This is a genomic window from Nesterenkonia sandarakina (assembly GCF_013410215.1).
Classification (GTDB): Bacteria; Actinomycetota; Actinomycetes; order Actinomycetales; family Micrococcaceae; genus Nesterenkonia; species Nesterenkonia sandarakina.
The window spans coordinates 274,442-300,225 of the sequence record NZ_JACCFQ010000001.1; the positions used below are offsets into that span (position 1 = coordinate 274,442).

26 protein-coding genes and 2 tRNA genes are annotated in these 25,784 nt (G+C 65.5%); 18 read left to right on the forward strand and 10 right to left on the reverse strand.

Annotation, left to right across the window (positions count from 1 at the left end; genetic code table 11):
• Positions 1-28: 28 nt before the first annotated feature.
• From tmk to HNR11_RS01270, 6 genes are all read left to right on the forward strand, one after another.
• Positions 29-682, forward strand: coding sequence for a dTMP kinase (gene tmk, locus HNR11_RS01245; protein WP_179440763.1), 654 nt, complete (start codon positions 29-31; stop codon positions 680-682).
• Positions 679-1,836, forward strand: coding sequence for a DNA polymerase III subunit delta' (locus tag HNR11_RS01250; RefSeq protein ID WP_179440764.1), 1,158 nt, complete (start codon positions 679-681; stop codon positions 1,834-1,836). Before tmk ends, HNR11_RS01250 begins: the two co-directional genes overlap by 4 nt.
• Positions 1,829-3,409, forward strand: a complete 1,581-nt coding sequence (locus HNR11_RS01255) for an alpha/beta fold hydrolase (RefSeq protein WP_179440765.1) — start codon at positions 1,829-1,831, stop codon at positions 3,407-3,409. Before HNR11_RS01250 ends, HNR11_RS01255 begins: the two co-directional genes overlap by 8 nt.
• A 119-nt stretch (positions 3,410-3,528) precedes the next feature.
• Complete coding sequence (locus HNR11_RS01260) at positions 3,529-4,560, forward strand: universal stress protein (RefSeq protein ID WP_179440766.1); 1,032 nt, start codon at positions 3,529-3,531, stop codon at positions 4,558-4,560.
• Between the two features lie 66 nt (positions 4,561-4,626).
• Positions 4,627-4,702, forward strand: a tRNA-Thr gene (locus HNR11_RS01265).
• Between the two features lie 177 nt (positions 4,703-4,879).
• A complete protein-coding gene (locus HNR11_RS01270) occupies positions 4,880-5,725 on the forward strand; it encodes a hypothetical protein (RefSeq protein WP_179440767.1) in 846 nt (281 codons plus the stop codon).
• 20 nt (positions 5,726-5,745) lie between these two features.
• Here the strand turns inward: HNR11_RS01270 and HNR11_RS01275 are convergent, their stop codons facing one another.
• Complete coding sequence (locus HNR11_RS01275; RefSeq protein ID WP_343050545.1) at positions 5,746-6,126, reverse strand: tyrosine-type recombinase/integrase; 381 nt, start codon at positions 6,124-6,126, stop codon at positions 5,746-5,748.
• Between the two features lie 362 nt (positions 6,127-6,488).
• Here HNR11_RS01275 and HNR11_RS14335 point away from each other — a divergent pair, with 362 nt between their 5' ends.
• From HNR11_RS14335 to HNR11_RS01295, 4 genes are all read left to right on the forward strand, one after another.
• Positions 6,489-6,695, forward strand: a complete 207-nt coding sequence (locus tag HNR11_RS14335; RefSeq protein WP_179442799.1) for a RusA family crossover junction endodeoxyribonuclease — start codon at positions 6,489-6,491, stop codon at positions 6,693-6,695.
• A 276-nt stretch (positions 6,696-6,971) separates the two neighbouring features.
• Complete coding sequence (locus HNR11_RS01285) at positions 6,972-7,367, forward strand: hypothetical protein (RefSeq protein ID WP_179440768.1); 396 nt, start codon at positions 6,972-6,974, stop codon at positions 7,365-7,367.
• A 40-nt stretch (positions 7,368-7,407) separates the two neighbouring features.
• The gene (locus tag HNR11_RS01290; protein WP_179440769.1) at positions 7,408-8,700 is read left to right on the forward strand and encodes a hypothetical protein; all 1,293 of its coding nucleotides are present in this window, start codon (positions 7,408-7,410) and stop codon (positions 8,698-8,700) included.
• 49 nt (positions 8,701-8,749) lie between these two features.
• Positions 8,750-8,935, forward strand: a complete 186-nt coding sequence (locus HNR11_RS01295; RefSeq protein WP_179440770.1) for a hypothetical protein — start codon at positions 8,750-8,752, stop codon at positions 8,933-8,935.
• Between the two features lie 307 nt (positions 8,936-9,242).
• Here the strand turns inward: HNR11_RS01295 and HNR11_RS01300 are convergent, their stop codons facing one another.
• Both HNR11_RS01300 and HNR11_RS01305 read right to left on the reverse strand, forming a co-directional pair.
• The gene (locus HNR11_RS01300; protein ID WP_179440771.1) at positions 9,243-10,022 is read right to left on the reverse strand and encodes a cyclase family protein; all 780 of its coding nucleotides are present in this window, start codon (positions 10,020-10,022) and stop codon (positions 9,243-9,245) included.
• A gap of 51 nt (positions 10,023-10,073) precedes the next feature.
• Positions 10,074-11,714 carry a thiamine pyrophosphate-binding protein gene (locus HNR11_RS01305; RefSeq protein WP_179440772.1) on the reverse strand — a complete coding sequence of 547 codons (1,641 nt, stop codon included), beginning with the start codon at positions 11,712-11,714 and terminating at the stop codon, positions 10,074-10,076.
• A 184-nt stretch (positions 11,715-11,898) separates the two neighbouring features.
• On the opposite strand from HNR11_RS01305, the gene HNR11_RS01310 reads away from it, so the two are divergent.
• Positions 11,899-12,507, forward strand: coding sequence for a putative glycolipid-binding domain-containing protein (locus HNR11_RS01310; RefSeq protein WP_179440773.1), 609 nt, complete (start codon positions 11,899-11,901; stop codon positions 12,505-12,507).
• Here the strand turns inward: HNR11_RS01310 and HNR11_RS01315 are convergent, their stop codons facing one another.
• Positions 12,508-13,203, reverse strand: a complete 696-nt coding sequence (locus HNR11_RS01315) for a pentapeptide repeat-containing protein (RefSeq protein WP_179440774.1) — start codon at positions 13,201-13,203, stop codon at positions 12,508-12,510.
• 68 nt (positions 13,204-13,271) lie between these two features.
• Here HNR11_RS01315 and HNR11_RS01320 point away from each other — a divergent pair, with 68 nt between their 5' ends.
• Positions 13,272-13,718 (forward strand): NUDIX hydrolase, encoded by a 447-nt coding sequence (locus HNR11_RS01320; protein WP_058887389.1) that lies wholly within the window; start codon positions 13,272-13,274, stop codon positions 13,716-13,718.
• A gap of 60 nt (positions 13,719-13,778) precedes the next feature.
• Here the strand turns inward: HNR11_RS01320 and HNR11_RS01325 are convergent, their stop codons facing one another.
• Both HNR11_RS01325 and HNR11_RS01330 read right to left on the reverse strand, forming a co-directional pair.
• Positions 13,779-14,207 carry a hypothetical protein gene (locus tag HNR11_RS01325; protein ID WP_343050546.1) on the reverse strand — a complete coding sequence of 143 codons (429 nt, stop codon included), beginning with the start codon at positions 14,205-14,207 and terminating at the stop codon, positions 13,779-13,781.
• Between the two features lie 171 nt (positions 14,208-14,378).
• Positions 14,379-15,368 carry an NAD(P)H-quinone oxidoreductase gene (locus HNR11_RS01330; protein ID WP_179440775.1) on the reverse strand — a complete coding sequence of 330 codons (990 nt, stop codon included), beginning with the start codon at positions 15,366-15,368 and terminating at the stop codon, positions 14,379-14,381.
• Between the two features lie 102 nt (positions 15,369-15,470).
• On the opposite strand from HNR11_RS01330, the gene HNR11_RS01335 reads away from it, so the two are divergent.
• From HNR11_RS01335 to HNR11_RS01350, 4 genes are all read left to right on the forward strand, one after another.
• Positions 15,471-15,558: transfer RNA gene (locus HNR11_RS01335), tRNA-Ser, on the forward strand.
• Positions 15,559-15,597: 39 nt separating this feature from the next.
• Complete coding sequence (locus HNR11_RS01340; protein WP_343050547.1) at positions 15,598-16,971, forward strand: MFS transporter; 1,374 nt, start codon at positions 15,598-15,600, stop codon at positions 16,969-16,971.
• A 98-nt stretch (positions 16,972-17,069) separates the two neighbouring features.
• Complete coding sequence (locus HNR11_RS01345) at positions 17,070-17,393, forward strand: hypothetical protein (RefSeq protein ID WP_179440776.1); 324 nt, start codon at positions 17,070-17,072, stop codon at positions 17,391-17,393.
• A gap of 51 nt (positions 17,394-17,444) precedes the next feature.
• Entirely contained in the window at positions 17,445-17,648 is a 204-nt protein-coding gene (locus HNR11_RS01350) for a hypervirulence associated TUDOR domain-containing protein (protein ID WP_179440777.1), read from the forward strand.
• Between the two features lie 70 nt (positions 17,649-17,718).
• On the opposite strand, the gene HNR11_RS01355 is transcribed toward HNR11_RS01350, so the two are convergent.
• Positions 17,719-19,125, reverse strand: a complete 1,407-nt coding sequence (locus HNR11_RS01355) for an MDR family MFS transporter (RefSeq protein WP_179442802.1) — start codon at positions 19,123-19,125, stop codon at positions 17,719-17,721.
• 170 nt (positions 19,126-19,295) lie between these two features.
• On the opposite strand from HNR11_RS01355, the gene HNR11_RS01360 reads away from it, so the two are divergent.
• Positions 19,296-19,907 carry a TetR/AcrR family transcriptional regulator gene (locus HNR11_RS01360; RefSeq protein ID WP_179440778.1) on the forward strand — a complete coding sequence of 204 codons (612 nt, stop codon included), beginning with the start codon at positions 19,296-19,298 and terminating at the stop codon, positions 19,905-19,907.
• A gap of 472 nt (positions 19,908-20,379) precedes the next feature.
• Entirely contained in the window at positions 20,380-21,726 is a 1,347-nt protein-coding gene (locus HNR11_RS01365; protein ID WP_179440779.1) for a hypothetical protein, read from the forward strand.
• A 214-nt stretch (positions 21,727-21,940) separates the two neighbouring features.
• Here the strand turns inward: HNR11_RS01365 and HNR11_RS01370 are convergent, their stop codons facing one another.
• The 3 genes from HNR11_RS01370 to HNR11_RS01380 form a co-directional block, all read right to left on the reverse strand.
• Positions 21,941-23,338, reverse strand: coding sequence for an HIRAN domain-containing protein (locus HNR11_RS01370; RefSeq protein WP_179440780.1), 1,398 nt, complete (start codon positions 23,336-23,338; stop codon positions 21,941-21,943).
• A gap of 160 nt (positions 23,339-23,498) precedes the next feature.
• Positions 23,499-24,308, reverse strand: a complete 810-nt coding sequence (locus HNR11_RS01375) for an Fpg/Nei family DNA glycosylase (RefSeq protein ID WP_179440781.1) — start codon at positions 24,306-24,308, stop codon at positions 23,499-23,501.
• Position 24,309: 1 nt separating this feature from the next.
• The gene (locus HNR11_RS01380; protein WP_218849628.1) at positions 24,310-25,506 is read right to left on the reverse strand and encodes a hypothetical protein; all 1,197 of its coding nucleotides are present in this window, start codon (positions 25,504-25,506) and stop codon (positions 24,310-24,312) included.
• Positions 25,507-25,784 lie beyond the last annotated feature (278 nt).

The following is a 25,784-nucleotide window of genomic DNA, read 5'->3' on the forward strand; positions in this document are numbered from 1 at the left end:
TGTCCGTCCGGCTGGGTAGGCTGGGTCCGTGACCCATCTCAGACGCGGAGGATTCCTCGCCTTCGAAGGCGGCGACGGCGCCGGCAAGACCACGCAGCTGGACCTGCTCGAATCCTGGTTCCAGGAGCTGGTGGTGCCCTATGAGCGCACCCGCGAGCCCGGCGGCACTGTGATCGGCGAGCGCATCCGCTCTCTGGTGCTCGAGCACGATCAGGGCGAGGTGGACCCCCGCACCGAGGCGCTGCTCTTCGCCGCCTCCCGCGCCGCCCATGTGGTCCAGCGGATCGAGCCTGCGCTGCAGGCCGGCCGGTTTGTGCTCTGTGACCGCTACGTGGACTCCTCGGTGGCGTATCAGGGTGTGGGCCGCGAGCTCGGCGCCCAGGCTGTGGCTGAGATCAACGCCTTCGCCACGGGCGGGCTTCAGCCCGATCTGACCGTGGTGCTGGACATCGACCCATCCGCCGCGCGGGCGCGCCGGGAGGGTCGCGACGGCCTCTCTGACCGGATCGAATCCGCCGAGGACGCCTTCCACGACCGGCTGCGGCACGCCTTCCTCGACCGCGCCGCTGCTGCGCCCCAGCGGTATCTGGTGCTCGACGCCGCCGCCTCGGCCCAGGCGCTCCAGGCCGCGATCCGGGAGCGGGTCCAGGAGATGCTGGGTCAGGAGCTGCCGAACCCATGAGCGTCTACACCGAGCTGGTCGGGCAGGACGGGGTCGTGGAACAGCTGCGTCGAGCCGCGGGCTCCGGCACCCCGGCCCACGCCTGGCTCTTCACCGGCCCCCCGGGGTCGGGGCGGTCCAACGCCGCCCGGGCCTTCGCCGCCGCGCTGAACTGTGAGCAGGAGGAACCGGCGGCCCGGGGCTGCGGAGAGTGCCGGTCCTGCCGACTGGTGGCCGCGGAGAGCCACCCCTCGGTGAAGCTGGTCTCCACGGAGAACGTGACCTACAAGATCGACGACGTCCGTGAGCTGATCACCACCGCGCAGGAGAAGCCGCAGGGCGCGCGCTGGCGGGTGATCGTGGTCGAGGACGCGGACCGGATGACTGAGCGCGCCACCAACGTGCTGCTCAAAGCCATCGAGGAGCCTCCCCCGCATACGCTCTGGGTGCTCTGCGCCCCGAGCCCGGCGGATGTGCTGGTGACCATCCGCTCCCGCTGCCGGCTGGTGAGCCTGCGAATCCCACCCACCGAAGCGGTGGCCCAGCTGCTGACCAGCCGCGACGGGCTCAATGAGCAGCAGGCGCAGTTCGCCGCGCGGGTCTCACAGAACCACATCGGGGTCGCCCGGCGGCTGGCCCGGGACCCGGAGGCACGTCGTCGTCGGGAGCAGGTGGTGACCCTGCCGCTGCGGCTGACCTCCTCCTCGGCCGCGATCAAGGCGGCCGGGTCCCTGGTGGAGATGACCCAGGCGGATGCGGCAAGCACCGCAGAGGCCCGGCTGGAGTCGGAGCAGGCCTCGTTGCGCCGGTCGCTCGGCCTGGAGGCCGAGGAGAAGATCCCGCCCAAGCTTCGCAGCCAGTTCAAGAAGCTCGAGGAGGAGAACACCCGACGGGCCAAGCGCGCCGTGGCGGACTCCCTGGACCGGGCGCTGATCGACCTGACCGCCGTCTTCCGTGACGTGCTGAGCCTGAAGCTGGGCACCGGCGTCGAGCTGATCAACGAGCATCTGCGCGAGGAGCTGCAGCGCTATGCAGAGTCCCTCAGCGCCGAGCAGACCCTGGCGGGGCTGGACGCGATCAATGCCGCCCGCACCCGGATCACCCAGAATGTCCCCCCATTGCTAGCCATGGAGGCCCTGATGATGCAGTTCCTACCCGGGAGGTCCCGTGCCTGAGCGCCTCACCCTGTCCCGCAGAATCCGCCTGGCGAGTCTCACCGCCGTCTCCGCGCTGCTGCTCTCAAGCTGCTTGAGCTCGGGCGGAGAGTCCGGCGCAGAGGAGACCGAGGCGGAGCAGCCGATCACCCCGACCTCGGTGCCCGCCGAGGCGCTGCCCGGTGAGCCTGCGGGCTACACCGAGTACTACGAGCAGAAGCTGGACTGGAGCGCCTGCGAGGAGACCATGCGGTGCGCCGAGGTCACGGTGCCGATGGACTGGGCGGAGCCAGGCTCCGGGGAGGATCTGCAGATCCAGATCATCAGTTCCGATTCCGGCGGTGAGGACGCCGAGTACCTGCTCACCAATCCGGGTGGGCCCGGGTCCTCCGGCTACGACACCGTGGCAGAGGCGGCCTCGGCCGCGTTCAGCCAGGAGCTGCTGGAAGGCTTCAACGTGATCGGCTTCGATCCGCGCGGGGTGCACCGGTCCGCGCCGGTGACCTGCTTGGACGACGACGAGATGGACGAGTACCGCGAGCAGGTCACCGACGAGCAGCTCGACACCGAAGCCGCCTACGCGGAGGCCCGCGAGTCGGCCTCGGAGCTGGCTGAGGCCTGCGAGTCCGAGAGCGGGGAGCTTCTCGGCCATGTGGACACGCTCTCTGCGGTCCGCGATATGGACGTGATCCGAGCCGCCCTGGGGCAGGACGAGTTGAACTACCTGGGCTTCTCCTACGGGACGAAGCTGGGGATGACCTACGCCGAGCACTACGGCCCACGGGTCGGACGCTTCGTGCTGGACGGGATGCTCGATGTCTCCATCGATGCCCATGAGCTCAACCTTGGACAGGCCCGCGGCTTCGAGGAGGCACTGGAGAACTACGCCCAGTGGTGCACCGAGCAGGAGACCTGCCCGGCTGGTGACACCGTGGAGGAGGTCACCGCCAGCGTGCAGGATCTCTTCGCCGGGGTCGAAGAGAGCCCGGCGCAGGGCGCAGACGGACGCACCATCAACGTCTCCACCCTGGTCAGCGGTTTCATCACCCCGATGTACAGCCGCGAGGCCTGGCCGGTGCTCTCCGAGGCGCTGAGCATGGCGCTGCAGCAGCAGGACCTCAGCGCGTTCCAGTACTTCGCCGACCTCCAGGCCGGGCGCACTCCCGATGGCAGCTATGAGTGGATCAACAACTTCGCCTTCACGGCCGTGATGTGCCTGGACTACCCGATGCCGGAGGATCCCGAGCAGATCGAGGCCGAGTTCGAGGAGGTCTCTGAGGAGGCGCCCACGTTCGGCCCCTACCTGGGGCACCGCGCCGTGGTCTGCGAGGAATGGCCCGCCGAGAACGTCTCAGAGCCCTGGGAGCCGGACCTCGCCGAGGTCGAGAAGCTGCTGATGATCGGGACCACCGGGGACCCGGCCACCCCGGTGGAATGGGCTGAGAACATGCACCAGGAGGTGCCACAGTCCTCGCTGATCATTCGGGAGGGAGAGGGACACCTGGCGTACCGGTCAGGCAACAGCTGCGTGGACGAGGCGGTGGACGGTTACCTGCTCGACGGGGAGCTCGCCGAGGGCCGCACCGATTGCTGAACTTTCTTCTACCTCTTGTAGAAATGCGCAGGTAGACTCAGATCACCGGTGACGACGACGTCCACTCGGCCTCTCTGACTCATCGGCATCATTCAGCTGATCTGCGTTAGGACGCTGCCATGAACATTGAGTCCCCTGCCACTCCCGCTGCGACCTCCTCGGAGTCCAGCCAGGCCCATGACGCCCACGACCTCGCCCCAGAACCCACCGCAGCCGGTGAACAGCAACGCGCCCCACGACCGCTGGGGGTCCTCGTCGGATTCGACGGTTCGGCCAATGCCACCGCGGCGCTGCGCTGGGCCGCGCGTGAGGCGCACTTCCGCGCTCTGCCGCTGACCGTGATGAGCTCCTTCACCATCCCCCCAGCGGTGAGCGGATACCTGGAGAGCTTCCCGGATGCCGGGGGTCAGACCCTGGCACGGCAGGCCACTGAACGGACCCTGAACCTGGCCCGGGAACAGCTCGCAGGACATGCCGGAGAGGTCACCTACCGGCTGGAGCACGGCGACGCCGCCGGGGTCATGGTGAACCTGTCCGGGTCGGCCGAGTTGTGCGTGGTGGGAAGCCGCGGACGCGGCGGATTCACCGGACGGATCCTTGGCTCGGTGGCCGCGGCGCTGCCCTCCCACGCACACTCCCCCACCGTGGTGGTCCCGCACACCGATGAGTCCAGCGTGGGCGAGGGTCCGGAGGCGATCAGCACCGCTGACACCCGGCCTGTGGTGGTCGGCATCGATGGGTCTCCGCACTCCCGCAAGGCCGCGGTGGAGGCCGCCCGGACCGCGATCAGCCACGGCACCCGGCTGCAGCTGGTGATGGCGCTGCCACCTTTGACGACGGCGGCCATGTGGTACCCGGAGCTGGCGGCCCGGGAACAGGCCATGGTGCAGACCAGGGTGGATGACCTGAACAAGGACCTCGACGTGGAGGTCGGATGGGTCCAGGCCCAATTCCCGGAGCTCTCGGTCACCGGTTCCGTGGAAGAGGGCTTCCCGGTCAACGTGCTCCAGTCCATGGGCGGACGGGTCCAGCTGACCGTGGTGGGCACCCGGGGCCACGGCGGGGTGCGCAGCGCACTGCTGGGCTCGGTCTCCCGGGAGCTGCTGCACCACGCGAGCGCACCCGTGATGGTGGTCCCCGCGCACGACTGAGCGAGCTTTGACCGCGGTGAGGCGCACCAGTAAAGTAGACCCTCGTGCGCCTCACCGCGGCGCCACGCCGCCTTAGCTCAGTCGGTAGAGCGATTCACTCGTAATGAATAGGTCGCCGGTTCGATTCCGGCAGGCGGCTCCACGAAAACCCCGCCAACTCAACGAAGTAGGCCCCTCCGGGAAGATTCCCAGAGGGGCCTACTTCGTTCTGACGGCCTTTCTGAACGCCTTTATTGGTTTTGCGCCCAAAACTTCTAGATCCACAAACCCGCTTGTCAAGTAAGTTAGGAGCAATCACTCGACACGTCGGAGAGGCCCCATGAAACGTTCCGCGCCCGCAATGCTCATTGGCGTAGCCCTTCTAGCGGTTTCGTGTTCTGACGACCAACTCGCCTCTCCCGCACCGGAGGAGACAGCGAGCGAGTCGCCCGACACTCAGACAGAACCGCCTACCGAAGACGCGGCCAGCGATACTCCAGAGCAGTCAGAGCCCCCAACGGATCCAGACCTCCCCTCTGACGACGACATCGAGTCGTTCGTCAGCGCCATAGCAACCTCCTCAATTTCCGACTTGGAGAGTGCGCGAGACCTCGTCGTCGAGGACTCCCCTGCCGCCAACTACCTGACCTATTACAGGCATTCTGAAGAGGCAGCGATCGATGGCGGGCTGCCCGCCCTCGAAGGCAACCGAGTCGGCGAAATCGATGCGGGTTTCGAGATATGCGCAACGGAGGAGGGCGAGGAGCGATGCTCGACTTACACGGACTTTGAAGGCGACGAGGGACGGATTACCAGTTTCCAAATCCAGGACAGGAATCTAACGGACCGTTTGGAGATGGGAACTGGCGAGGAGGTGAAGGGACCAGGGGGTTCGACATTCAAACTCGTGGCCGCATACAGAAACGCGAACGACAGCCACCTCCTGGTCGGATACGAAATGCGCAGTGGCGACCGAGAGCTAGAAATGCCACTGGCGAGTTACAGGGGGGCCGAGGGGAGGCAGTCGTCCTCCGACGGTCACATCGGCAGCTTCTCGCTCGCCCCAGATTCAATGAGCCACTACGTGGTGTCTATCCCCAATGCAGATCCAGGCGGCGAGCTATTTCTTGAGGTGTATGGCGACGACATCGGCCTCGAGACCGTGACTCTTACTGCGGCCGACTAAGGGGCGATGAGATAATAGGGCTAGCCCGCTCGACGGGCCGCGAAGTCCGCGAAGCTGACCACCGTGGAATCGGCCTCGGGCTCGGGCTCCGGGGGCGGTGTGGGCTCCGGTTCGGGCGCCGAGGAGCCTCCGAACAGCGCGTCTCCCATCTTCCCGCTGGCCTCGCGCAGCAGCTCCTCCATGACGTGCTGATACCGGTTCAGCATTGACATCTGCGACCAGCCCATCATCTCCATAACCACCCGCTCTTCCACGCCCTGCAGCAACAGCATCGTCGCGGCCGTATGCCGCCGATCGTGAACCCGCATAGGCGAGACGCCCGCGGAGGCGAGGAAGGCCCGCCACCGGTCCAGGTCAGCCTCGGAGGTCCACGGCCGACCATCGCCCTGGTGGAACGCCAACTCCACGGAGGTGCCCGCCGGGTCGACATAGGACGGCCTGCCCGCCTCGACATGCTGGGCGTGCAGGGCCCGGAACTTTTCGAGCAGCGGGGCCGGCAGGTAGTTCGTCCGGGTCGAGGCGCTGGACTTCGCTACGCCGAAGTAGAGACCACCGCCATGAGCTTGCGTGCAGTAACGGGCGTTCCCATCTGAACCTGAACAGCTCCTAGGGTCGGAGCAGCCACGACCGCTTCGGTCGACCCCACCCGCTCAGCCCCGCCGAGGAGTCCGGCTGGCAAGCACCCCGCGGCCCCATCGCAGTCGACACCATCTGCTACCTCGCCCGACCAAAAGGCCACTAGCGCACCGGCCGATACGCCGACCTGCTCAGAGACACAGCCCCCACCTTCCACACGACCAAGCCCGATAAGGACAAGCTCGAGCGAGCGACCACTGACGCGCTCACCAGCTCAGGGGTCATCATCGACGACTCCAAAATCGTCGGAGGCTCCACCTGGAAGCAGTTTGCAGACACCCGCACCCCCGGAGCCCACATCATCATCCGAGACCTGCAGGAGCACACAGCATGAGCACCACCGCCCAGATCAAGACCACCGCCACCTGGCTACTCGAAGGACACGACCCGCTCGCCGAGCTTCGCCACAAAGGCACCCCCCCCCGGCCCTGGAAGCAGACAGACCTCACCGCCGAGCAGCGAGCGCACGCCGACGCCGGGGTCCTCGCCGAGCGGGCCCACCCGAACCTGGCGTCCTGGTCCATATCGATATTCTCGACGACCACACCGACCAGCAGCGCACCGCCCGAAGCACCGCCACCAGCATCGCCAGCAGCTCGGCGACGACACCATGCACGTCCAGCTCACCCGACAAGCCGACACCACCGCCACCGATGTGCTGCGATACGTCCGCGCAGCAGCACCGAGGCTCGACCCCGCCCAGCACGCCGAGGTCCTCGCCACCACCGCAGCGAAGCTAGACCAGATGAAGACGACCACCGCCCGCCACATGACCGAGGGCCAGCGGCTCAAGACCGAGTGCCCCTGGTGCCGCGGCGAGCAGCTCATGGTCCGCAGCATCGGAGCAGAGAAGAACCCGGGGGTGGTGATCCGATGCGAGACGGGCGCCTGTGAGCCCAGCCCGGGAGACTGCGGCACATGGCACCACGGGATGCCCTGCTGGCCACTGCACGAATGGGACTGGCTCACCCGGATGATCGACTGGTCCATGACCCGGACGAAATAGGAGCCACTCACGTCGCCTGACAGGTAGTTATGCTGAGAGGATGCCCAAACAGATAGACGAGGTCTTTGGGGTCTCCACTTCAATCCTTAGCGATTCATACGTAGACCGCGGTGACCTCGACGAGAAGATCACCTCATACCTCCGGCGAGACAACCACATCGCCATTCGAGGAGCGTCAAAGACCGGCAAGTCTTGGTTGCGACAGAAGGTCATCCCCAACGCGCTTGTTGTGCAATGCAGACTCAATAAGACGGTCGAGGATATCTACCGTGAGGCCCTGGGACAGCTCGGTATCCGGCTAGAGATTTCCCAGAGCGCCACCAGATCGCTCTCAGGCACGGTGGAGGCCCAGACGGAGTTCGGCACATCCCTCATTGGCAAAGTCAGCGCGAAGCTGGGCATCACGGGCAGCACTAGCAAGGCAATCGAAACGCAGGCTGTTCGCCAGAACATAAACGATCTGGATTTCATCTGTCAGCTGCTCAGAGAATCCGGCAAGCGGCTCGTGATCGAGGACTTCCACTACCTCAATCACGATGAGAGGAAGCGGTTCGCATTCGACCTCAAGGCCATGTGGGACCTAGAGCTTTTCGTGGTTGTAGTAGGAGTCTGGAGCGACACTAACCTCCTTCTACACCTGAACAGCGATCTGACCGGCAGAGTCCGCGAAGTGTCGGTCCTTTGGAGCGAGTCCGACTTGCTCGAGATATTGCGCCGCGGATCTCGTGCGCTCAACCTCCAGATCAGCCCCAAGTTGGCCACCGAGCTCGTAAGCATCAGCTACAAGAATGCCGGAATCCTTCAGCGGATAACCCTCGACTCTCTGGATGAAGCGGGCATCACAGGTGGGAAGGCAGCGGCGCAGAACCTCGATAGCCCCGAGTCGGTGAGCACCGCCGCTATGTTTTACGCCGAAGAGTTGAACAGCGTCTATCAGACCTTCGCGCAGAACGTGTCTGCGGGGATCAAGAAACGCAGCAACTCCACCGGGATCTATGCGCACGCCCTTGCAGTGGTGCTCGCAGCAGAAGATCAGGACCTAATAGAAGGGGTGCCGGCAAGTACCATCTTCGCCACGGCGCACGCCCGGGAAAGTCGCATCCAACAGGGCAACCTGAAGACCGCATTGGGCAACATAGAGCGACTCCAGATCGACGAGGATGGCCGAGGGCTGGTCCTAACCTTCGCCGACAACAAGGTGCGAGCTGTGGACCAGCAGTTGTTGTTGTACAGGCGCTTTGCGACTGTCCGCTGGCCGTGGGAAGACATGATCGCCCAGGCGGACGCCGCCGGGGAAGACTACGCTGCGCCCACTTCAGGGGATCTTGAGTAGACCAGATAGCCGCTTCGTCCACGTAGAAGACGATGAGGCAGCACGGAGGGTGCTTGCCGACAAACAGACCAACGACATCGCCGGCGACGACGACGGCGAGTTTGCAGACCTACTGGACTCGCTGGCGACCCTCGACGGCACGGAGTTTGGCGCGGCCAGTGTCGAGGAGAGCTTCTCCACGGCACCGGGCAGGACCCGACCCAGGCACCGGACAGTGCCCATGAGCTGCCGCTGATGGCGGCGCTGGTCGTCGATCGTGAACCTCGGCGAACCATCTCGCGGGACCGAGCAGCGCAGTTCCAAACGCACGAGACGGTGCACGCGGCGACCGCGATGACGGCCGGGGCAAAGGCTTCATCCTGCACCTTCGTTAGACCGAACACCAGGGTGTGCCGGCACCGTTCCCCCCAGGAAGAGATCACCCGCGACGTGATCCTGGCCCAATAAGCGGCCAGCACCGCCGGGGACCTTGCCATCCCGCCGGGATACCCGAGGATGACGGCAGGTTCCCTCACCCCGTAATCCCGCGGGTATCTCCGCTGTTAGTCGGAGGTCTGGATGAGCGCGTAGACCCGCGACGGGCTTGCAGTTCCATCTACGATCGGCAGCGGAGCGACCACCAGCATCGCCCCCACCGCCGGCAGCTTGTCCAGATTCTGCAGCGAGGTGATCCCGTATTTGTCGTTACCCAGCAGGTGATAGTGGACCGGGAAGGGCGGGTCCAGTTCGGCGCCGCGGCCGGCGTCGATCCCGACGGTCTCCACACCGATGCCGGAGAGCGAGGTCTCTTCCGCGAGCCACAGGGCTGCCTCAGCCGAGATGCCAGGGGTGTGGGAGCCGGTCTCGTCGGCATTGAGGAACGCTTCCTGGTCCTGGGAGAAGCGGTCCCAGCCGGTGCGCAGCAGCAGCCAGCCATTCTTCGGCAAAGGACCGTGCTTGCTCTCCCAGGCGCGGATGTCATCGATCTGCAGCAGGAAGTCAGGATCCTGCTCGACCTGCGCCCTGATGTCGAGCACGGCGGCCGGCCCGATCAGTCGCTCGGGCGGGATCGAGGCCACATCGTGACCGCCCTTGCCTGAGACCCAATGGACCGGCGCATCGAGATGGGTCCCCACGTGCTCGCCGGTGTGGATGTTGTGGTGCTTCCAGAACGGACCTGGTGCGTCGTACTCTGCAACCTTGTCCAAGCTGAAATCGATCAGGTTGACGAAGGGCTCCGGCAGCTTCAACGTCGGCGTTGAGGCCGAGAGCGGAGTTGTCATGTCAACGATGCGCACGGAGTTCTCAGACAGGCCTGCGATCAGCGCGTTGACTGCGGTCATGTGGTTCCACCTTTTTCTGGTCGGGACGCTGCTGGTGAGGATATCGGAGCGTCAGTGGCCCTTGAAAGCCTCCGCCAGCCACCAGGAGCCTCCATCGTCTGCGATCTTCGCGTCGATCACCATTGGTGCATCCGGGTTCGACGCGACCCATTCACGCAGCGGCTCCAGATCGTCCGTGGAGCGGACGGTCATTCCTTGGGCGCCGAATCCTCGGGCGACCGCGGCGATGTCGGTGTCAGGGAACGTCACCGTCGTCAGGTCTTGCTCCCGGCCGAAATGGTGGACTTCGGCGGAGTAGGCGGCGTCGTTGTAGACCACCACGACCAGTGGCAGCTTCAGACGCACGGCGGTCTCCAGCTCCTGCACGGCCATCAGGAAGCCGCCGTCTCCCGTTCCCAGAACCGGCATCCGCGAGGGCTGCGCCACAGCTGACCCGATCGCGGTGTACAGGCCGAGTCCGATCGACTGGAACGCCTGGGTGAAGCAGAATCCAAACTCATCCGGGACGTCGAAGTACTGACTGGGGTACCCCATGAAGTTTCCGGAGTCGATGCTGACGATGCGCTCGGCGGGAAGAATGCGGTTGATCTCCTTGGAGAGTTCCCGCGGATCCACGCTCTGACCGGGAGTGCCCAGGACCTCGGTCGGGGTCTGATCCCAGCGCGCACCGGCGGCGATGCGCTCTTGCACACCACGGGTGCGGTAGCGGACCTTCTCCCGGTCACCACACCCTTCTTGCAGCGCCCTGGCCACGGCGGCCGAACTGCCGAGGATCGGAATGTCCACCGGCCGATGCGCCGCGAGCGCGGAGTCCTCCACGTCTACCTGCGCGACCACAGTGTCGGGACCGATGAGCTTCCCGTGCCAGGTGGTCCACATGTTCAGGGCACAGCCGAACGCCACGATCAGGTCGGCGTTGCTGATCAACTCTGCACTCAGAGGCGATGCGAAGCCCCCGGAGATGCCGAGACTGAAGTCATCGTCGTTGAACAGCCCCTTGGCAACCGCGCTGGTCGCCAGCAGCGCCCCGGTCGCCTGAGCCAGGGACGCGATCTCCCGTTTCGCCCCGCGTGCACCACGCCCAGCCAGGAACACCGGCCGTTGGCTCCGCGATATCGCCGCTATGAGCGGCTCAAGCTCGTCCTGGGTCGGCACGATCTCGGGACGGGGATCCACGCCGAGCTGCGGGATCGCTCCGACCGCCGCTGCTGCCTGGAGGTCCAGGGGCAGGTTCAACACCACGGTGCGGCGATCTCTGAGGGCTTTCCGGTAGGCCCTCAGCGTGTCTGCGAGCGCCGATTCCGCGGAGTGGACGCGCTCAGCCTCGGCGCCCAGAGCTCCGGCGAAGCCGCTCTGGTCCATGGCGAAATTTGAATGAACCTGGTGGGCGGCGGCCTCGGCGGCCAGCACGACCATGGGGGTGCGCGATTTCGCGGCTTCTGCGATCCCAGTGCCGGCGTTGGTCAAGCCGCACCCCTGGTGCAGGCTCAGCACGCTGACCTGACCACTCATTCGTGAGTAGGCATCCGCCATCGTCGCCGCACCTCCTTCATGCCTGGCTGCGATGAAGGGGACTCCCGCCTCACGCAGCGCGTTGGTCACGACGAAATTGCCACTGCCGACAACTCCGAAGGCGTGGCCCACACCAAGGCGGGCCAGATATGCACCGATCTGCTCTGCGACCGTCGTCATCTGAACTCCTTCTTCGTGCGGAAGCGGCGCGCCCTGTTCCATGACCGGCGGCCCGGTGCGGGAGGCCAGCGGATCGAAGAATTCGCGACCCTGGCGGATGAGCGGATTCCCGCGCCCCCGGACAGGTTGCACTGCCCGGGCCCGGCCTCTTGAATCCAACCCGACCGAGCATAAGACTTCGTCAATGACTAGTCACCTGCTCACCTGGTCCGGCATCGATGATCCCGACCGGCTCGACCACGCCTGCGTCGAGATAGATTCGACCTCGATGCACGCCGTCGGAGGCACCCAGGCACGCCACTTCAGCTCGAGCTGGGAGCTCGAGATCGGCGAGGACTGGACGACGCGATCACTGCATGTGACCACCCGCGGGTTCGGCTGGTCACGCTGGCTGGAGCTCACCCGCGCCGAGTCGGGACGGTGGTCTGCCGAGTCCGGCGGCCGGGGCGACACCAAGCTGCCCCCGCCGGGCCTGGAGGAGCCCGCCACCCTGGATGACGCCACCGACTGTGATCTGGGCCTGTGTCCGGTCACCAACACGATGCCGATCCGCAGACTCGGGCTCCTGGACCGAGACGTGCCCTCCACCCACCTGGTCATGGCGTGGGTGGAGATGCCCTCGCTGCGCGTGCAGCGCAGTGAGCAGGTCTACGCCTCGAAATGGACCGATGAGCGCCGATTGGTGAAGTACAGCACTCTGCGCGGCGACTTCAGCGCAGACCTGACCGTGGACTCCTATGGATTGGTCATCGACTACCCCACGCTGGCCCACCGAATCTCCAGCGACGAGTGATCAGTCCGCCACCACCAGGCCCAGATGCTCGGCCAGCGACGGGGCCAGCTGCAGCAGCTGTTCCTCACTGATCACCGCACCCTTGAGCCCGGAGAGCCCCACGATCCGGCTGAGCTGAGCGCCACGCAGATCAACATCTTTGAACTGGGCGTGACCGACCTCCAGGGTTTCCACAGTGCACTCGGAGAACTTCATGCGCGTGGCGCGGGCCCCGGAGACGTCCAGCTCAGTGATCGTGCAACTCTCGAAGAGCACATCGCTGAGCACGGCGCTGCGCAGGTTCACCAGATCCAGCTTGCACCCGCGCAGCACCAGGCCGGTGACCCCGGCGTCGTAGAGCTCCGCGACCCCGAACCGGCTGGCCTCGATCACGACGTCGCGCCAGGTGGACCGTGGGGCCTTCAGATGTGGTGCGCTCACCCGCTCCCAATGGGATTCCGCCACCGAGGCCGCGGAAAGGTCCGCCTCCGCCAAGGTCACCGAGCGCAGTCTGCATTCGGTGAGCCTGCCTCCGGAGAGATCCACCCCGGTGAGGTCGGCGTCCTGAAGGATCAGATGATCCCCCTGACCGGTGCGCTGCAGCTCCGCGGCGCTGCCGATCTCCAGCTGGTCCAGTCGCGGGGTGCGGAGTTTCGGAGCCTGAAGCTTCGTGGCCTGGAGTTTCGGGGCGGGGATCGGGGCCTCGGTCGGTCGCATCAGTCTGCCTCTCAGTCGCGCCCAGCCTAGCCCGGTGCCCAGACATGGCCCGGTGTTACAGTGCCAAGATGGAACTTCGCGTAGCTGCCTATGCCGTGATCACGGACCAGGATGGGCGGATGTTGCTGCCGCACTGGCATGTCAGCGGCACCGCCAAGGGGTGGACGCTGCCCGGCGGCGGACTGGACCCGGGCGAGGACCCTGCCGACGGCGTCGTCCGTGAGGTCTTCGAGGAATCCGGCTACCAGGCCGAGGTGCAGGAGCTGCTGGGGATCGATAACTTCATCATCCCCGGTGAGCGCCGGATCCACCCGAGCGAGCGCGGCACGCCGTTGCAGAATCTGCGCATCATCTACCGGGCGCGGGTCACGGGAGGCTCACTCACCGTGGAGCCCGAGGGGTCCACGGATGATGTGCGCTGGTTCAGCCACCCCGAGATCGACGCCCTGCACCGGGTCTCACTGGTCGACGTCGGGCGCCGCTTCGCAGGCCTGCTGACCGACGCCGCGCACTGAACCCAGCCCGCTCGCTGAACCACGCTCAACCCGCGCTGAGCCCACAGGGTCAGCCGCTGCTCAGCCCGCCGCGTCGGAGGCGTCCTTGAGCGCCTCCTTCACCTGATCGGCCCGGCGACGCACCGCCACCAGCTCCCCATGACCCAGGCGCACCATCGCCGCGGCCTCCGCGGTCGTGGCCAGGTGGTTCGCGGCCCGAGAGAGCGAGGAATGCAGCTTGGTGGCTCCTCCGGGCACCTGCAGGCCGTCGCTGAAGTGGCTGATCTGCGCCCTGCGGCAGAGCTCGTAGACGGTGTCCAGCTGCTCGGCCAGCTCGTCGCCGATCAGCACCAGCTGGCTGTAGGTGGCGTCGTCCTTCACGCCGTCGATCACCTGGTGGTACCGATCCAGCCCGCGCACGTAGCGGTCGTGGGCCTGCCGCCACAGCCCCTTGCCCAGCTCTTTGTCCAGGCGGCGGGCGCGGCGGCGGCGGGGAAAGAGCTTCATCATGATGCCGGTGAGTCTATCGAACCCGGACTTCCGCCACGCACCGTGGCCTCATGATCCGTCACGGTCTCCCCCACGCGTTGAGTGGCGGATTCCGCGGCTGTTTCGGCCCGAGAACCCAGTCAACTAATCGTAGAATCCGCCGCTCAAAGCCGGCGTGCGGGTCGGGAGGGGTCACTGCATAGTGAGCAGGATCTTGCCGGTGTGGCTGCCGGAGTCGAAATACTCCTGGGCGGCGGCGGCCTCATCCAGCGGGAAGGTCCGGTCGGTCTGGACGGCGATGTCCCCGGACTCGATCAGCGGCCAGATCTCCTCCCCCACGGCCTGAACGATCTCGGCCTTGGCCTCGGCGTCCCGGGCGCGCAGGGTGGTGGCGATGATCCGCAGCCGCTTGGCCAGCATCAACCCCAGGTCCAGCTCGGCGCTGCGCCCACCCTGGAGCCCGATGATCACCAGCCGACCGGCGGTGGCCAGGGAGCGCAGGTTGGTCTCCAGATACTTCGCCCCGACGACGTCGAAGATCACGTCCACCCCGCGCCCATCGGTGAGTTCCTGGATCCGGGCCGCGAGGTCCTCCTCCCGGTAGTTGATCACCTGATCGGCTCCGAGTTCGACGGCGAGGCTCGCCTTCTCCGCCGAGCCGACCGTGGTGAGCACCTGGGCCCCCAGAGCGCGCAGGTACTGCAGCGCGAAGGACCCGATCCCTCCGGTGCCGCCGTGGACCAACACCGTGTCTCCTGGCCGGACTCCTGCCTCACCGCGCAGATTCGAGTGCACCGTGGCGGCGACCTCGATCAGCCCCGCGGCGTCGGTGAGACTGACCCCGGCCGGGACCGGCAGCACGTGCCGGGCGTCCACGGCGACCTTCTCGGCGTAGCCGCCTCCGGCCAGCAGCGCGACGACCTGCTTCCCGACCAGCTCCTTCACCGCGACGTCACTGCCCTGGCCTGCGGCGACGACGCGGCCGGAGATCTCCAGCCCGGGGGTCTCGGAGGCCCCCTTCGGCGGCGGATAGACCCCGAGGCGCTGCATCACATCGGCCCGGTTCAGCCCGGCTGCGGCGACCTCGATCAGCACCTCACCGGTGCCGGGAGTGGGATCCGGCATCTCGGTGAGGCTGATGACCTCGGGACCTCCGGCGTCCTGGTACTGGACTGCTCGCATGCGCACGCTCCTCAACTCGATCCGGCTCTGGGACTCACGTATAGTCTGTGTCTGGAGTTTTCCACGAAACGCTGGGGAGCTCCATCAGGGCTGAGAAGTCCAGGAGCGCTGTCCGAGCGGCCGAAGGAGCTGGTCTTGAAAACCAGTGTGCGGCAACCCCGTACCGTGGGTTCGAATCCCACGCGCTCCGCTCAATGATGAGGTGGGGTCCCGAGAACGGGGCCCCACAGTGGTTCCCGAGCAGGTCTCCCGAGTTGCGTCCCGCACCGAGCACGCGGACACCGGTGGTGAGTCGGAGGTGCGGATGCGCAAGGACACGGCCGGTCCCGGACTGCTGAGCGTGCTGCTCGGAGCGGTGGCCGTCGGCCCGCTGCTGCTCTATGGGCTCAGCGCCACCAGCGCAGAGATCATCACCGACCTCGGCATCAATGAGGCCCAGTTCGGGCTGCTGGCCACGGTCTGCTTCGCCTGCGCCGCAGTCGGCAATGCCACGCTGGGACGCCTGGCCGACCGGCACTCAGACCTCGCGCTGATGACCGTGATCTTCCTGATCGCCTCGCTCGCCCTGGGTCTCGCCGGGATCCCCGGCGGCTACCTGGTGCTGGTGATCGCCGCCGGGCTCTCCGGCATCGCGCAGTCCTTCCCCAACGGGGTCACCAACCGCATCCTGCTGGAGCGGGTCCCGGCCAGCAAGCGGATCGGCTGGGTGGGGGTGAAACAGTCCGGGGTCCAGGTCAGCCAGCTCGTGGCCAGCCTGAGCTTCCCGCTGCTGGCGGTGCTGCTGGGCTGGCGCGGCACGGCCCTGCTCGCGGCCCTGGTGCCGCTGGTCCTGCTGGTGGTGACCTGGCGGATCCTGCGCAGTGTCCCGCCGCTGCACCCCCGGCGCGACGCCGCGAGCTCCCCCGCCGACGGCGGCCGTGGCACCTCCGGGGCGCCCGGATCCAAACCTGGGTCCGGTACACCCAGTGACTCCGGCGCGAGCCGCGAGGCCTCCGAGCCCCACCCCGCGGCGCCGCGCGGTCATTCCGCGGCGGTCTGGGCCCTGGCGGCCTTCGGCTGCCTCAACGGGATCGGGGTGCAGGCGACCAACGTCTACCTGCCGTTGTTCGCGGTCCGGGAGCTGGACTTCTCGCTGGTCCTGGGCGGCGCGACGGCCGCCGTCGCCGGTGTGGTCGGTGTGACCGCCCGCATCGGCTGGGCCCGAGTGATGGCCCGGGGCACCTCCGGGCCGCTGCTGCTGCTGGTCCTGGCACTGACCGCACTGGCCGGCGTCGGCGCGTTCCTCGGCGCTGATGCCACCGGCTGGCCCGCGCTGCTGTGGACCGCGGTGGTCCTGCACGGCGCCTCCGCCCTCGGGGTCTCGGTGGTGCTGATGAGCGTGCTGCTGCGCAGCATCCCCTCGTCGAAGATGGCCTCCTCCTCCGGGGTGGTCACGGCGGGGATGTTCACCGGCTTCGCGATCGGACCGCTGGGGATGGGCCTGCTGGTCAGCTCCGCGGGAGGATTCACACTGGGCTGGGTCGCGGTCGCAGGGGTCTACCTGCTCTCCACGCTGCTGGCGGCGCTGCTGCTGCGCCGGCGTCGCCGGCCTTCGGGCCGCTGAGCGATCCCTGAGCAATCGCTGAGCCGCAACATACCGGTGACAGGGTTCGCGCGCGCAGTACAGTGACACCTGAGCAGACCCTACCCAGGAGGTCACCCATGACCGGTCACACGCCCCCGCAGGACGTCCAGCATGCCGCACAGCGGGCACTGAGCTGGATCGATGAAGGAAAAGCCGGTAAGGGATTCACCGACACCGGCCGGAACCGGGCGAAGGAGCTCGCCGAGGGCGCCGAGGTTCCGCTGGAGCACATCCGCAAGATGCGCCAGTACTTCGCCCGGCACACCGTGGACCGCGACGCCGAGGGCTTCCATCACGGCGAGAACGGGTACCCCACCCCGGGTCGGGTCGCGTGGGACGCCTGGGGCGGAGACCCCGGTGAGACCTGGGCCAACCGCGAAAAGTTCGACGACGCCGACTGATCATCCACCGCAACACTGATCCTCCACCACAGCAGAGAGCAGGCACACCCCATGGCATTCAGCAAAGGCGACAAGGTCTCCTGGAACACCCCGCAGGGCAAGACCCACGGGACCGTGAAGAGCAAGCACACCAAGGATCTGGAGCACCAGGGCCAGACCTTCAGGGCGTCCTCCGAGGACCCGGTCTACCTGGTGGAATCCGAGAAGACCGGCGCCGAGGCCGCGCACCACGAGAAGGCACTGGACAAGGGCTAGCCGTTCCGGACCAGGCCCGGCCGCCGGGTCAGGCCTGGCCGGTCAGGGCAGGTTCCTCAGAGCTGCACGCTCAGGACCGGTTCGCCGCGATCCGCGAGGGTGACCGCACGAAGAACGCCCCTGCCACGGCCGCCAGGGAGACGATTCCGGCGATCATGAAGGCCGACTGCGCTCCGGAGGCCTGGGCCGCGATCTCCCCGAGGGAACCTGCCTCCTGGCTGGCCACCCGGGACATGGTGGTGATCAGGACCGCCACACCGACGGCGCCGGCCACCTGCTGCAAGGTGTTCAGCACCGCGGAGCCGTGGGAGTACAGGCTCGGCCGCAGCGAGCTCAGCGAGGCCGAGAAGAGCGGTGTGAAGGACATCGCCAGACCGAAGGACATCCCGATCTGGATGCTGGTGAGCAGCGCGACCGAGGTGTCCTCCCCGACCATGGAGTAGGACCAGAGGCCGACGGAGACCAGGATCGTCCCGGGAATCAGCAGCGGCCGGGGACCGCGGGCATCGTAGATGCGACCGACGATCGGCCCGAGCACGCCCATCACCACGGAACCTGGCAGCACGATCAGTCCGGCCTGGGTCGCCGAGAGGCCGACGACGTTCTGCAGGTAGAGCGGCAGCAGGGTCAGGCTGCCGAACATCGCCAGCGCCAGGACGGACATCACCACGACCGCCATCGTGAAGTTCACCGAGCGGAAGACCCGCAGGTCCAGCAGCGCCTGCTCGCGACGCTGCAGTCGCAGCTGACGCCACACGAACAGAATCAGCGCCACTGCTGCGGCGCCGAGCATCAGCGCCACCAGGCTGATTGGGGTCTCTGCGGATTCTGCCCCGTGGGCGCTGCCGAGCTGGCTCAGCGCGAAGACCGCGCCGCCGAAGCCCAGCGCGGAAAGGATGACCGAGGCCACGTCGATCCGGCGGTACTGGGACTCCCCCAGGTTCAGCATCCACTTGGCGCCGATCAGCAGCGCGATCACGGCGATGGGCAGGATCAGTCCAAAGATCCAGCGCCAGCTCAGCGAATCCAGGATCACACCCGAAAGCGTGGGGCCGACGGCGGGGGCGAGCGCCATCACAATGCCGGCCCGGCCCATGATCCGCCCACGGGAGTGTTCTGGCACCACGTTCATCACGGTGGTCATCAGCAGCGGCATCATGATCGCGGTGCCCGAGGCCTGTACGATGCGGCCCAGCAGCAGCACCGCGAAGCCGGGGGCGACGAGACAGATCAGCGTGCCCAGGGTGAACAGGGTCATGGCGGCCAGGTAGACCCCGCGGGTGCTGAAGCGCTGCAGGACCAGGCCGGTGATCGGGATGACCACGGCCATGGTCAGCATGAAGGCGCTGGTCAGCCACTGCCCAAGGGTGGGCGCGATGCCGAGCTCCACATTCAGCTGCGGGATCGCGATGCCCATGGTCGTCTCGTTGAGGATCGCGACGAATGCGGAGATCAGCAGCAGCCAGATGACGCGCATCCCACGGGGATCGATCGCTTCTGGTCGAGCTTCGGTCTGGATGCTGACGGCCACTGCGGAACTCCTTGGCTGAATCACGGGACACGGGCGCGGTCTTGCGCGACGCCACGGAGAGACACTATATGACTATCGTGGCAGAGTCTGCCAAAAGTGAACGTTAGACTGGACACATGGAGCAGTCACCGGCCCTCGGCATCAGAGAACGAGCCCGTGGCGCGCTGCGCGGAGAGCTGGCAGATGTGGCGCTGCGCCTCTTCGAAGAACGCGGCTACGACCAGACCCCCGTGGATGAGATCGCGTCCGCGGCGGGCATATCGCCACGGACGTTCTACCGCTACTTCAGCACCAAGGAAGACGTGCTCTTCGGTGATCTGCCCCCGACCAGCGTTGATCTGCCGGCGCTGCTGGAGGACCACCTGACCCGGGTGGGTCCCTGGGAGGCGCTGCACCTGACACTGCGCCACGTGGCGGAGAACATCCGCACCGAACGTGGCCGGTGGTCCCGGCTGCTGCGGGTGGTCAACACCAGCGACACCCTGCGTGCCGGCCATCTGGAGCAGCAGATGAATCTGGCTCAGTCTTTGATCCCCACGCTGATCCCGGCATTGGAGGGTCCTGCGGGCTGGAGCGATCTGCGCGCCCGCGTGCTGGTGCACGCCGGGCTCACCTGCTTCGACACTTCCTTCTCGCACTGGGCCGAGCACGAGGGCGACATCGAGATGCTCGACGCCCTGGACATCGCGTTCACCACATTCCCGCGCACGGATACCGCGAAGTGTTGAATCCCGGGCTTTCCAGCAATGGAACACGGACCGGATCGGCGCCAGCCACCTAGGAGAAATGTCATTTCTCTTGGACACAGCGGCCGAAAGATTGGTCCAAGTTCTAGGGTCGTTCCGGATGTCGCTCGCCCGGATGCCCTCCGGAGAGCGCTCGTGCAACGACCACAGCTGCGGACTGAGCTGCAACTTCACCCCCGTCTTGTCGCATTGCAGTGAGTGACGAGCGGGCACTCATCGGGGTTGCCTTTTAGAAGTCTCTCCACGCCCGGGACGCCGACTAGGCCTTCAGGGGGCATGCTGCTCAACCGCGACGCTGACCTAGGTGAATCGCTCTCGAAGGACGTGGCGAAAGTCCTCGGCTGGAAGTAGGGTTCCCCTAATTGCGCACGCGTGGCTGCAGCGGAGTCGAGTAGCCGGCCGGGGGTTTGCGGAAACCTAACCTCCATCGTTCACGAGGGAAAGATTGGTCGCGATGCTTGATACGAGTCGGCTGCCGAACGGTGAGGTCGGTTGGGGAAAATTGCTCGATTTTGTCCTCGAGGCTGGGGACAAAGCCGAAGCTCACTTCCTTGAGGTGAAGGGCCCCCTGGATCTGGGCACTCAGCCCCATCGAGCGAAGGTAGCGAAGTTCCTGCTCGGAGTAGCGAATCGGCAGCCAGACACGGCTGCAAGAGACTACAAAGGCTATGCGGTTCTAGTCGTGGGTGTTGGCCAGGGTCGCGCGGATGGCGTTCCCACTGGGACGGAGCACCACAAGCTGTCGGACTCCCTCAGGAGATACCTCGGGGATGACTACCCTGGCTTTGATCTGCAACGGCTCCCACGTCCTGACGGCAGGGAAGTGCTGTTCATCATTGCATCCCCACCCAAAGCGGGCGATCCACTCTATCCCTGTCACGCCAGCCTTGATGATGAGGCGAGCAAGCGGAAGCCAAAGCAGCACCTCCTTACCGAGGGGGCGGTCTACGTTCGATCCACGACGGAGACGCGGGTCGCTACAGCACAGGACATCAAGATGTTGAGCACTCGCGCTCAGAGCGTGGGCGCAAAGGCCATCGCCTTGGAGGTCCGCAATGTTGGTCCGATCCACAACGTCCCAGACCTAGACGAGGTGATCCTCGGCCTGTACCAGGTCACAGACGAACGATATCGAGGGAGGTATCTCAACCACCCCAAGAAGAGAGTCGAACCAAGCGTCCTCGTGCAGGCATTGGGGCGCATGGACCAAGGTCTAGGCGGTTATAGAGAGGTCAGCGCAGAAGAGCGCCAGACCCGACTGATGGTCTGGAGGTCAGAATGGGATCAACTCCTCGTTCAGGCCCGAGAGAGGTTCCTCGGCACGCTGTTGTCCGGATTTAGCTTCACAGTCGTGAGTCCCGGAACATTCATCGAGGAACCGCGGCTTGAGATTCGCCTGCACGGTTGCGAAGCGGCGGAGGTCACTCTCGATGATTCCCCACACTTGGATGACTTCATCAAACCCGTGCCGGAACCGCGAAACTCCCTCATTCCACCGCATATGTCGTTTAACCCGGCGGCGCTGCGACGACATGGCGAGGATCCGATCTCGTGGCACCTTGACGGCGATGACGTGGTCGTTGTGATGGAGCGTAACGACTTGCGTCCTCACACGCCGTGGCAGGCACCCGATGACGAGCTTTCGGTCCTGGTCCGAGATGCGTCGGCTCAGACAATCAAGATCTCTTGGCGACTGACAGTGAAGGGAAGCCACGAATCCTGGGTGGGTGAAGAGGAAATCCCTACAGAGCAATCCCGCGACGCGCTGACGATCTTTCGGGAGCTCGTCGAGTTCGACTGACCGGCACGTGCGACGGTCGCACGGACAGTTCATCGTCCGCCGAGCGGGGGCGCATCAGGCTGCCCCTGGAGCGCCTACTTCAGGGAGCTCGTCACTTTTCGGAAATGAATGCTCGGGCACCACGTCCGTCATGCCCAGAATGGGTCTGAGCCCCCGTTCAGGTCTTGCGAGCCGCTAGGCCTTTACAGCAAGCGACGGCGGTCCATCCAGTGTTCTAGGTGCGGCCCTCAGGCCGCCCCTCACGACCGAGAGCCAGCAAGCTCAGACCAGTCTCGCGCCTTACCTGCACATCAATATCCGCTTCAGCCTGCATGGCCTCAGACGTCCGCCGCATGTGGGTGAAGACGTAGATTCCGAAGGCTATTGCTCCGACCAAAAGTACGTGACCAATGCCGGGGATCAATGTGAGGAGAGCCCCGAGCACAATCGACGTCACGAGGGCCGCGGTTGCCCCAGCACGCATGGTCCTCGGAGACGACTTGCGATCCGCATCTCGGACTGTGACAGGCTTGCCCCTCACTGAGTACCTGACGGTATTGCGCTCATCCCCCTCGAAGCTCAGGAGGGCGATGTCACCGACTTCGGCGAAAGGCTGACCTGGATCATCGGATAGCTCCACCAATCGGGACCCTCTATGGCCACTCGACTCAGACGTGGCGGGATTTCTTGGGACACGAGACGGTTGCACGCTGGGAGACTCTTGTCGAGGTCTTTTCGTGGGCCGTTCCGTCGAGGTATTGCGTCCATTGCGAGAGGAATTGCTGGAGTAGGCGGGAGGCACTTCGTAAGAGCGCGCTTCTGAGACCAGTCGCGGGAGGATTGGCATGGAACGCAACCACTGGTCTGGGACCTCTGTGGACTTAGCGCCATGGATCGTAAGTTCGGCCGCGAGTCCAGAGCCCGTCAATTTGGACCAGACTCCGATGGTGCGCTCCATGTCGTTCGCGTGCTGGACGAGCGGCAGGTAATGCCTGGAGGTAGCGGTCGTCAGTTCACCGACTCGTTCATCGTCTAAACGCAGCTCTATGGTCTCCCGGATGCTCCCATTTTTCAGCGTCGATTCATTACGGTGCATCGTCAAGATGACCATTCCGGTTCCGCTGCTCGGCACGTAGTTGAACAGGTGCTCGAAGTGGTCTTCCTCCTTGGTGACTTGGTAAGAACGGCCGTATGGAAGAACGGCCGTGTTTGACGGATAACCATCGTTGACGGGGATCATCATTTCCGGTTCGGGCAAAGCCACACGGACATTGATCTGCGGTTCACCCTTCCACTGGTTAACGTAGGCGTGGGCAGACGCGGCCGCTCTGACTCTTGCGCCGGACGCCACGATCCGTTGTACGGGGAGGGAGTACTCTGCGGCCATCTCTCTCGCGAGGTAGCCCAACACCTTCCCGTGTGAGCGCACTGAAACAGCCCTACGATCGTGCGGGTTGTCTTTCTCCGGGACGAGGTCGATGTGCAGCTCAGCCTGGACGGGATCACCGTTGGACGGCAGGCGAGGCAGTAACGCCAGGATCGCATCAGAATAGTAAAACTCACCGACAACATCCTTACTGGCCCACCCGCGGGCGGGGACCACGTACTCAAGACCTATCGCTTCGTCACTCATTCTTTCCCCTCAGGTAAGTCCAAACCAGTATTCCAGGTAATCGGTACATGACTAGGTAATTTTGGAAAGATTGAGGTCTCTCTCCCGGGCGGCATGCCCCTGAGCCATTCCTGGTCTACCGGAATTCAAGACCACCAAGGCCAGAACTCGCCAGTGACGCTCAAGACTGGCAAGAAGGGCAGAAGTAGATCACCCGGTCGGCCACCGCGGCCTTGCGCAGCTCCGCCTCGCCCAGCTCGCTCTTGCGCACCCGGGTCCCGCAGCGCATGCAAGGTTTCCCGCCGCGCCCGTAGACCCAATACGGCGGCCCTGAGGTGGGGTTGGCGGTGGTACACCGCCGGATGCGAAGCCGGTTCACGGTCAGCAGCTTCTCGCTGAGCTCGATGACCCGAGCGAGATTGGCCACCTCTGCGACGGGCCGGGTGGGCAGGATTCCCGCGAGGAAACAGATCTCACTGCGGAATACGTTGCCGACGCCCGCGAGGTTGCGCTGGTCCAGCAGGGCCACGCCGATGCTGCGCTGGGGCGCCGAGAGCAGCCGCCGGGTGGCTTCCGCAGCGTCCCAATCCGGACCCAGCAGGTCGGGCCCCAAATGAGCGAGTCGCTCCGCCTCCTCTGCTGGGGAGAGCACGCTGAGCTCCCCCAGCGAGAAGCCCACGGCTTCCTGGTCCTGGGTGCGCAGCACGCAGCGCGCAGTATGAGCCGGACGTCGCCACCGAGGTCGTCCGCCCTGCTCATCACGGGGGTAGACGTGCCAGGTGCCCTCCATCTTCAGGTGGGACTGCACGGTGAGATCACCGAACTGCATCAGCAAGTGCTTGCCGCGGGCGATCACCCGTTCCACGGTCCTCCCGGAGAGATCCACGGTGGCGTAGCTGGGCACCCGGAAATCGCTCGAGGTCAACACCTTCCCGGCGAGGGCGGCGTGCAGCACGGCCGCCTGCCGGAACACGGTATCTCCCTCGGGCACGTCAGGTCTCCGTCAGTGGCCCGGCGGGCGCCGTGGCGGGTTCGCTGGAATCCATCGAGGAGAGGTCCACGGATGCATACTGATCGTCCTGTACCCGCTCCTCCGGCTTCGCGCGAAGCTTCGGGGCTGGCGGGGTCCACGGCTTCAACCGTTGCAGCACGCGCCCGTAGAAGTCGTCGATCGAGGTGCCCACGGAGTCGATGAACGATGACTTCGCACGGGTGGATTTGGCTACGCCCATGGGATAGATGTGGGTGATCTTGAACCGGGTGATCTCCTTGTCGGGATCAGGGGCCAGGACCTTCTCGTCTTTGCGGATCTCGGTGATGGGTGCCGCCATCTTGCGACCTCGTCCGCTGGCCTCGATCACAACGTTCCCGAGGTCTTCCGAGAGCTGGCGCATCAGCCAGCGCACACGGGTCTCGCTGCGCGAATGGCCCGAGGCCGGAACAGTGACCGAGACGTGGATCTGCTGACCCCGGAGATCACACTTCACCTCGAGGTCCGCCACCGTGTCGGGGATCCGAATCCGCGCGGCAAGACAGCTGTCTGCCACAAGTTCATCGACGAGCTCCGCCGTGCGCTCCTTCGGGTTCTGCAGCTGACGCCGCGGAAGCTGGGGGAAGACCTCGGTCCCCAGTTTCTGGCCCAGCCTCAGGCAGGTGTATCGAACGAGCGCATCGAACTTGGTCGCCACATCCACGACGTCTGGATCGCTCTTGCGCAGCACACCTTTTCGGGCGTCCTCACGCACCTTGGTCCACGAGGCACCCATGTCGGTGAATGCCAGCGCCCCCGAGTTATCGTGCTCCAAGTAGCGAATGAGCTCGCCGAGAATCCAGGCTTGATCGGGATCCTGGACGCCGTGGACCTCCTTCTGCATGAGGGCGATAGAGACGATCCGCACCCAGGAGAAGTGATACACCGGCACGCTTTTGACCTTGCGCTTGTCCAACACCAGTGGGTGGCTTCCCGCCACCGGTGGAATCTCGTTGGAGATGGTGATGACGGCGTCGTAGCCGTTGTCTTTGGCAAGATCGAGGTAGTTCTCCACCTGCTCCACCTGGAGCTCATTGGAGGAGGTCTTCACCTCGACGAGAGCGGTCCACTCCCGCTTGCCGCGCGATACCCGAATGACTCCGTCGGGCCGCAGCGCCTTCTTCCCCAGCTCAAAAGGGACTTCGACATAGGTCTCCACGTGTCCAGCCGGTGCGCCACAGGGCTTGAGCAATGCTCGGCCGAACTCATCGACCGCGCTGATGACAGCCAGCAGCGCAGAGGTCGCTCTTCGCTCCTGCTCAATCGGACTTCCGATGCCCGATGTGGGAATAAGCCGAGCTTCATGCCAAGTCTTGGGAACCATCCGAATACCCCTTCGTACGCGAGAATTCACTCGAGCCTATAGGGATTTGCAATCCACCTGAGGGATTTCTTCTAAAAAACTCGTATCACTCTCGCGCTGCGGAGGTTCCGGAA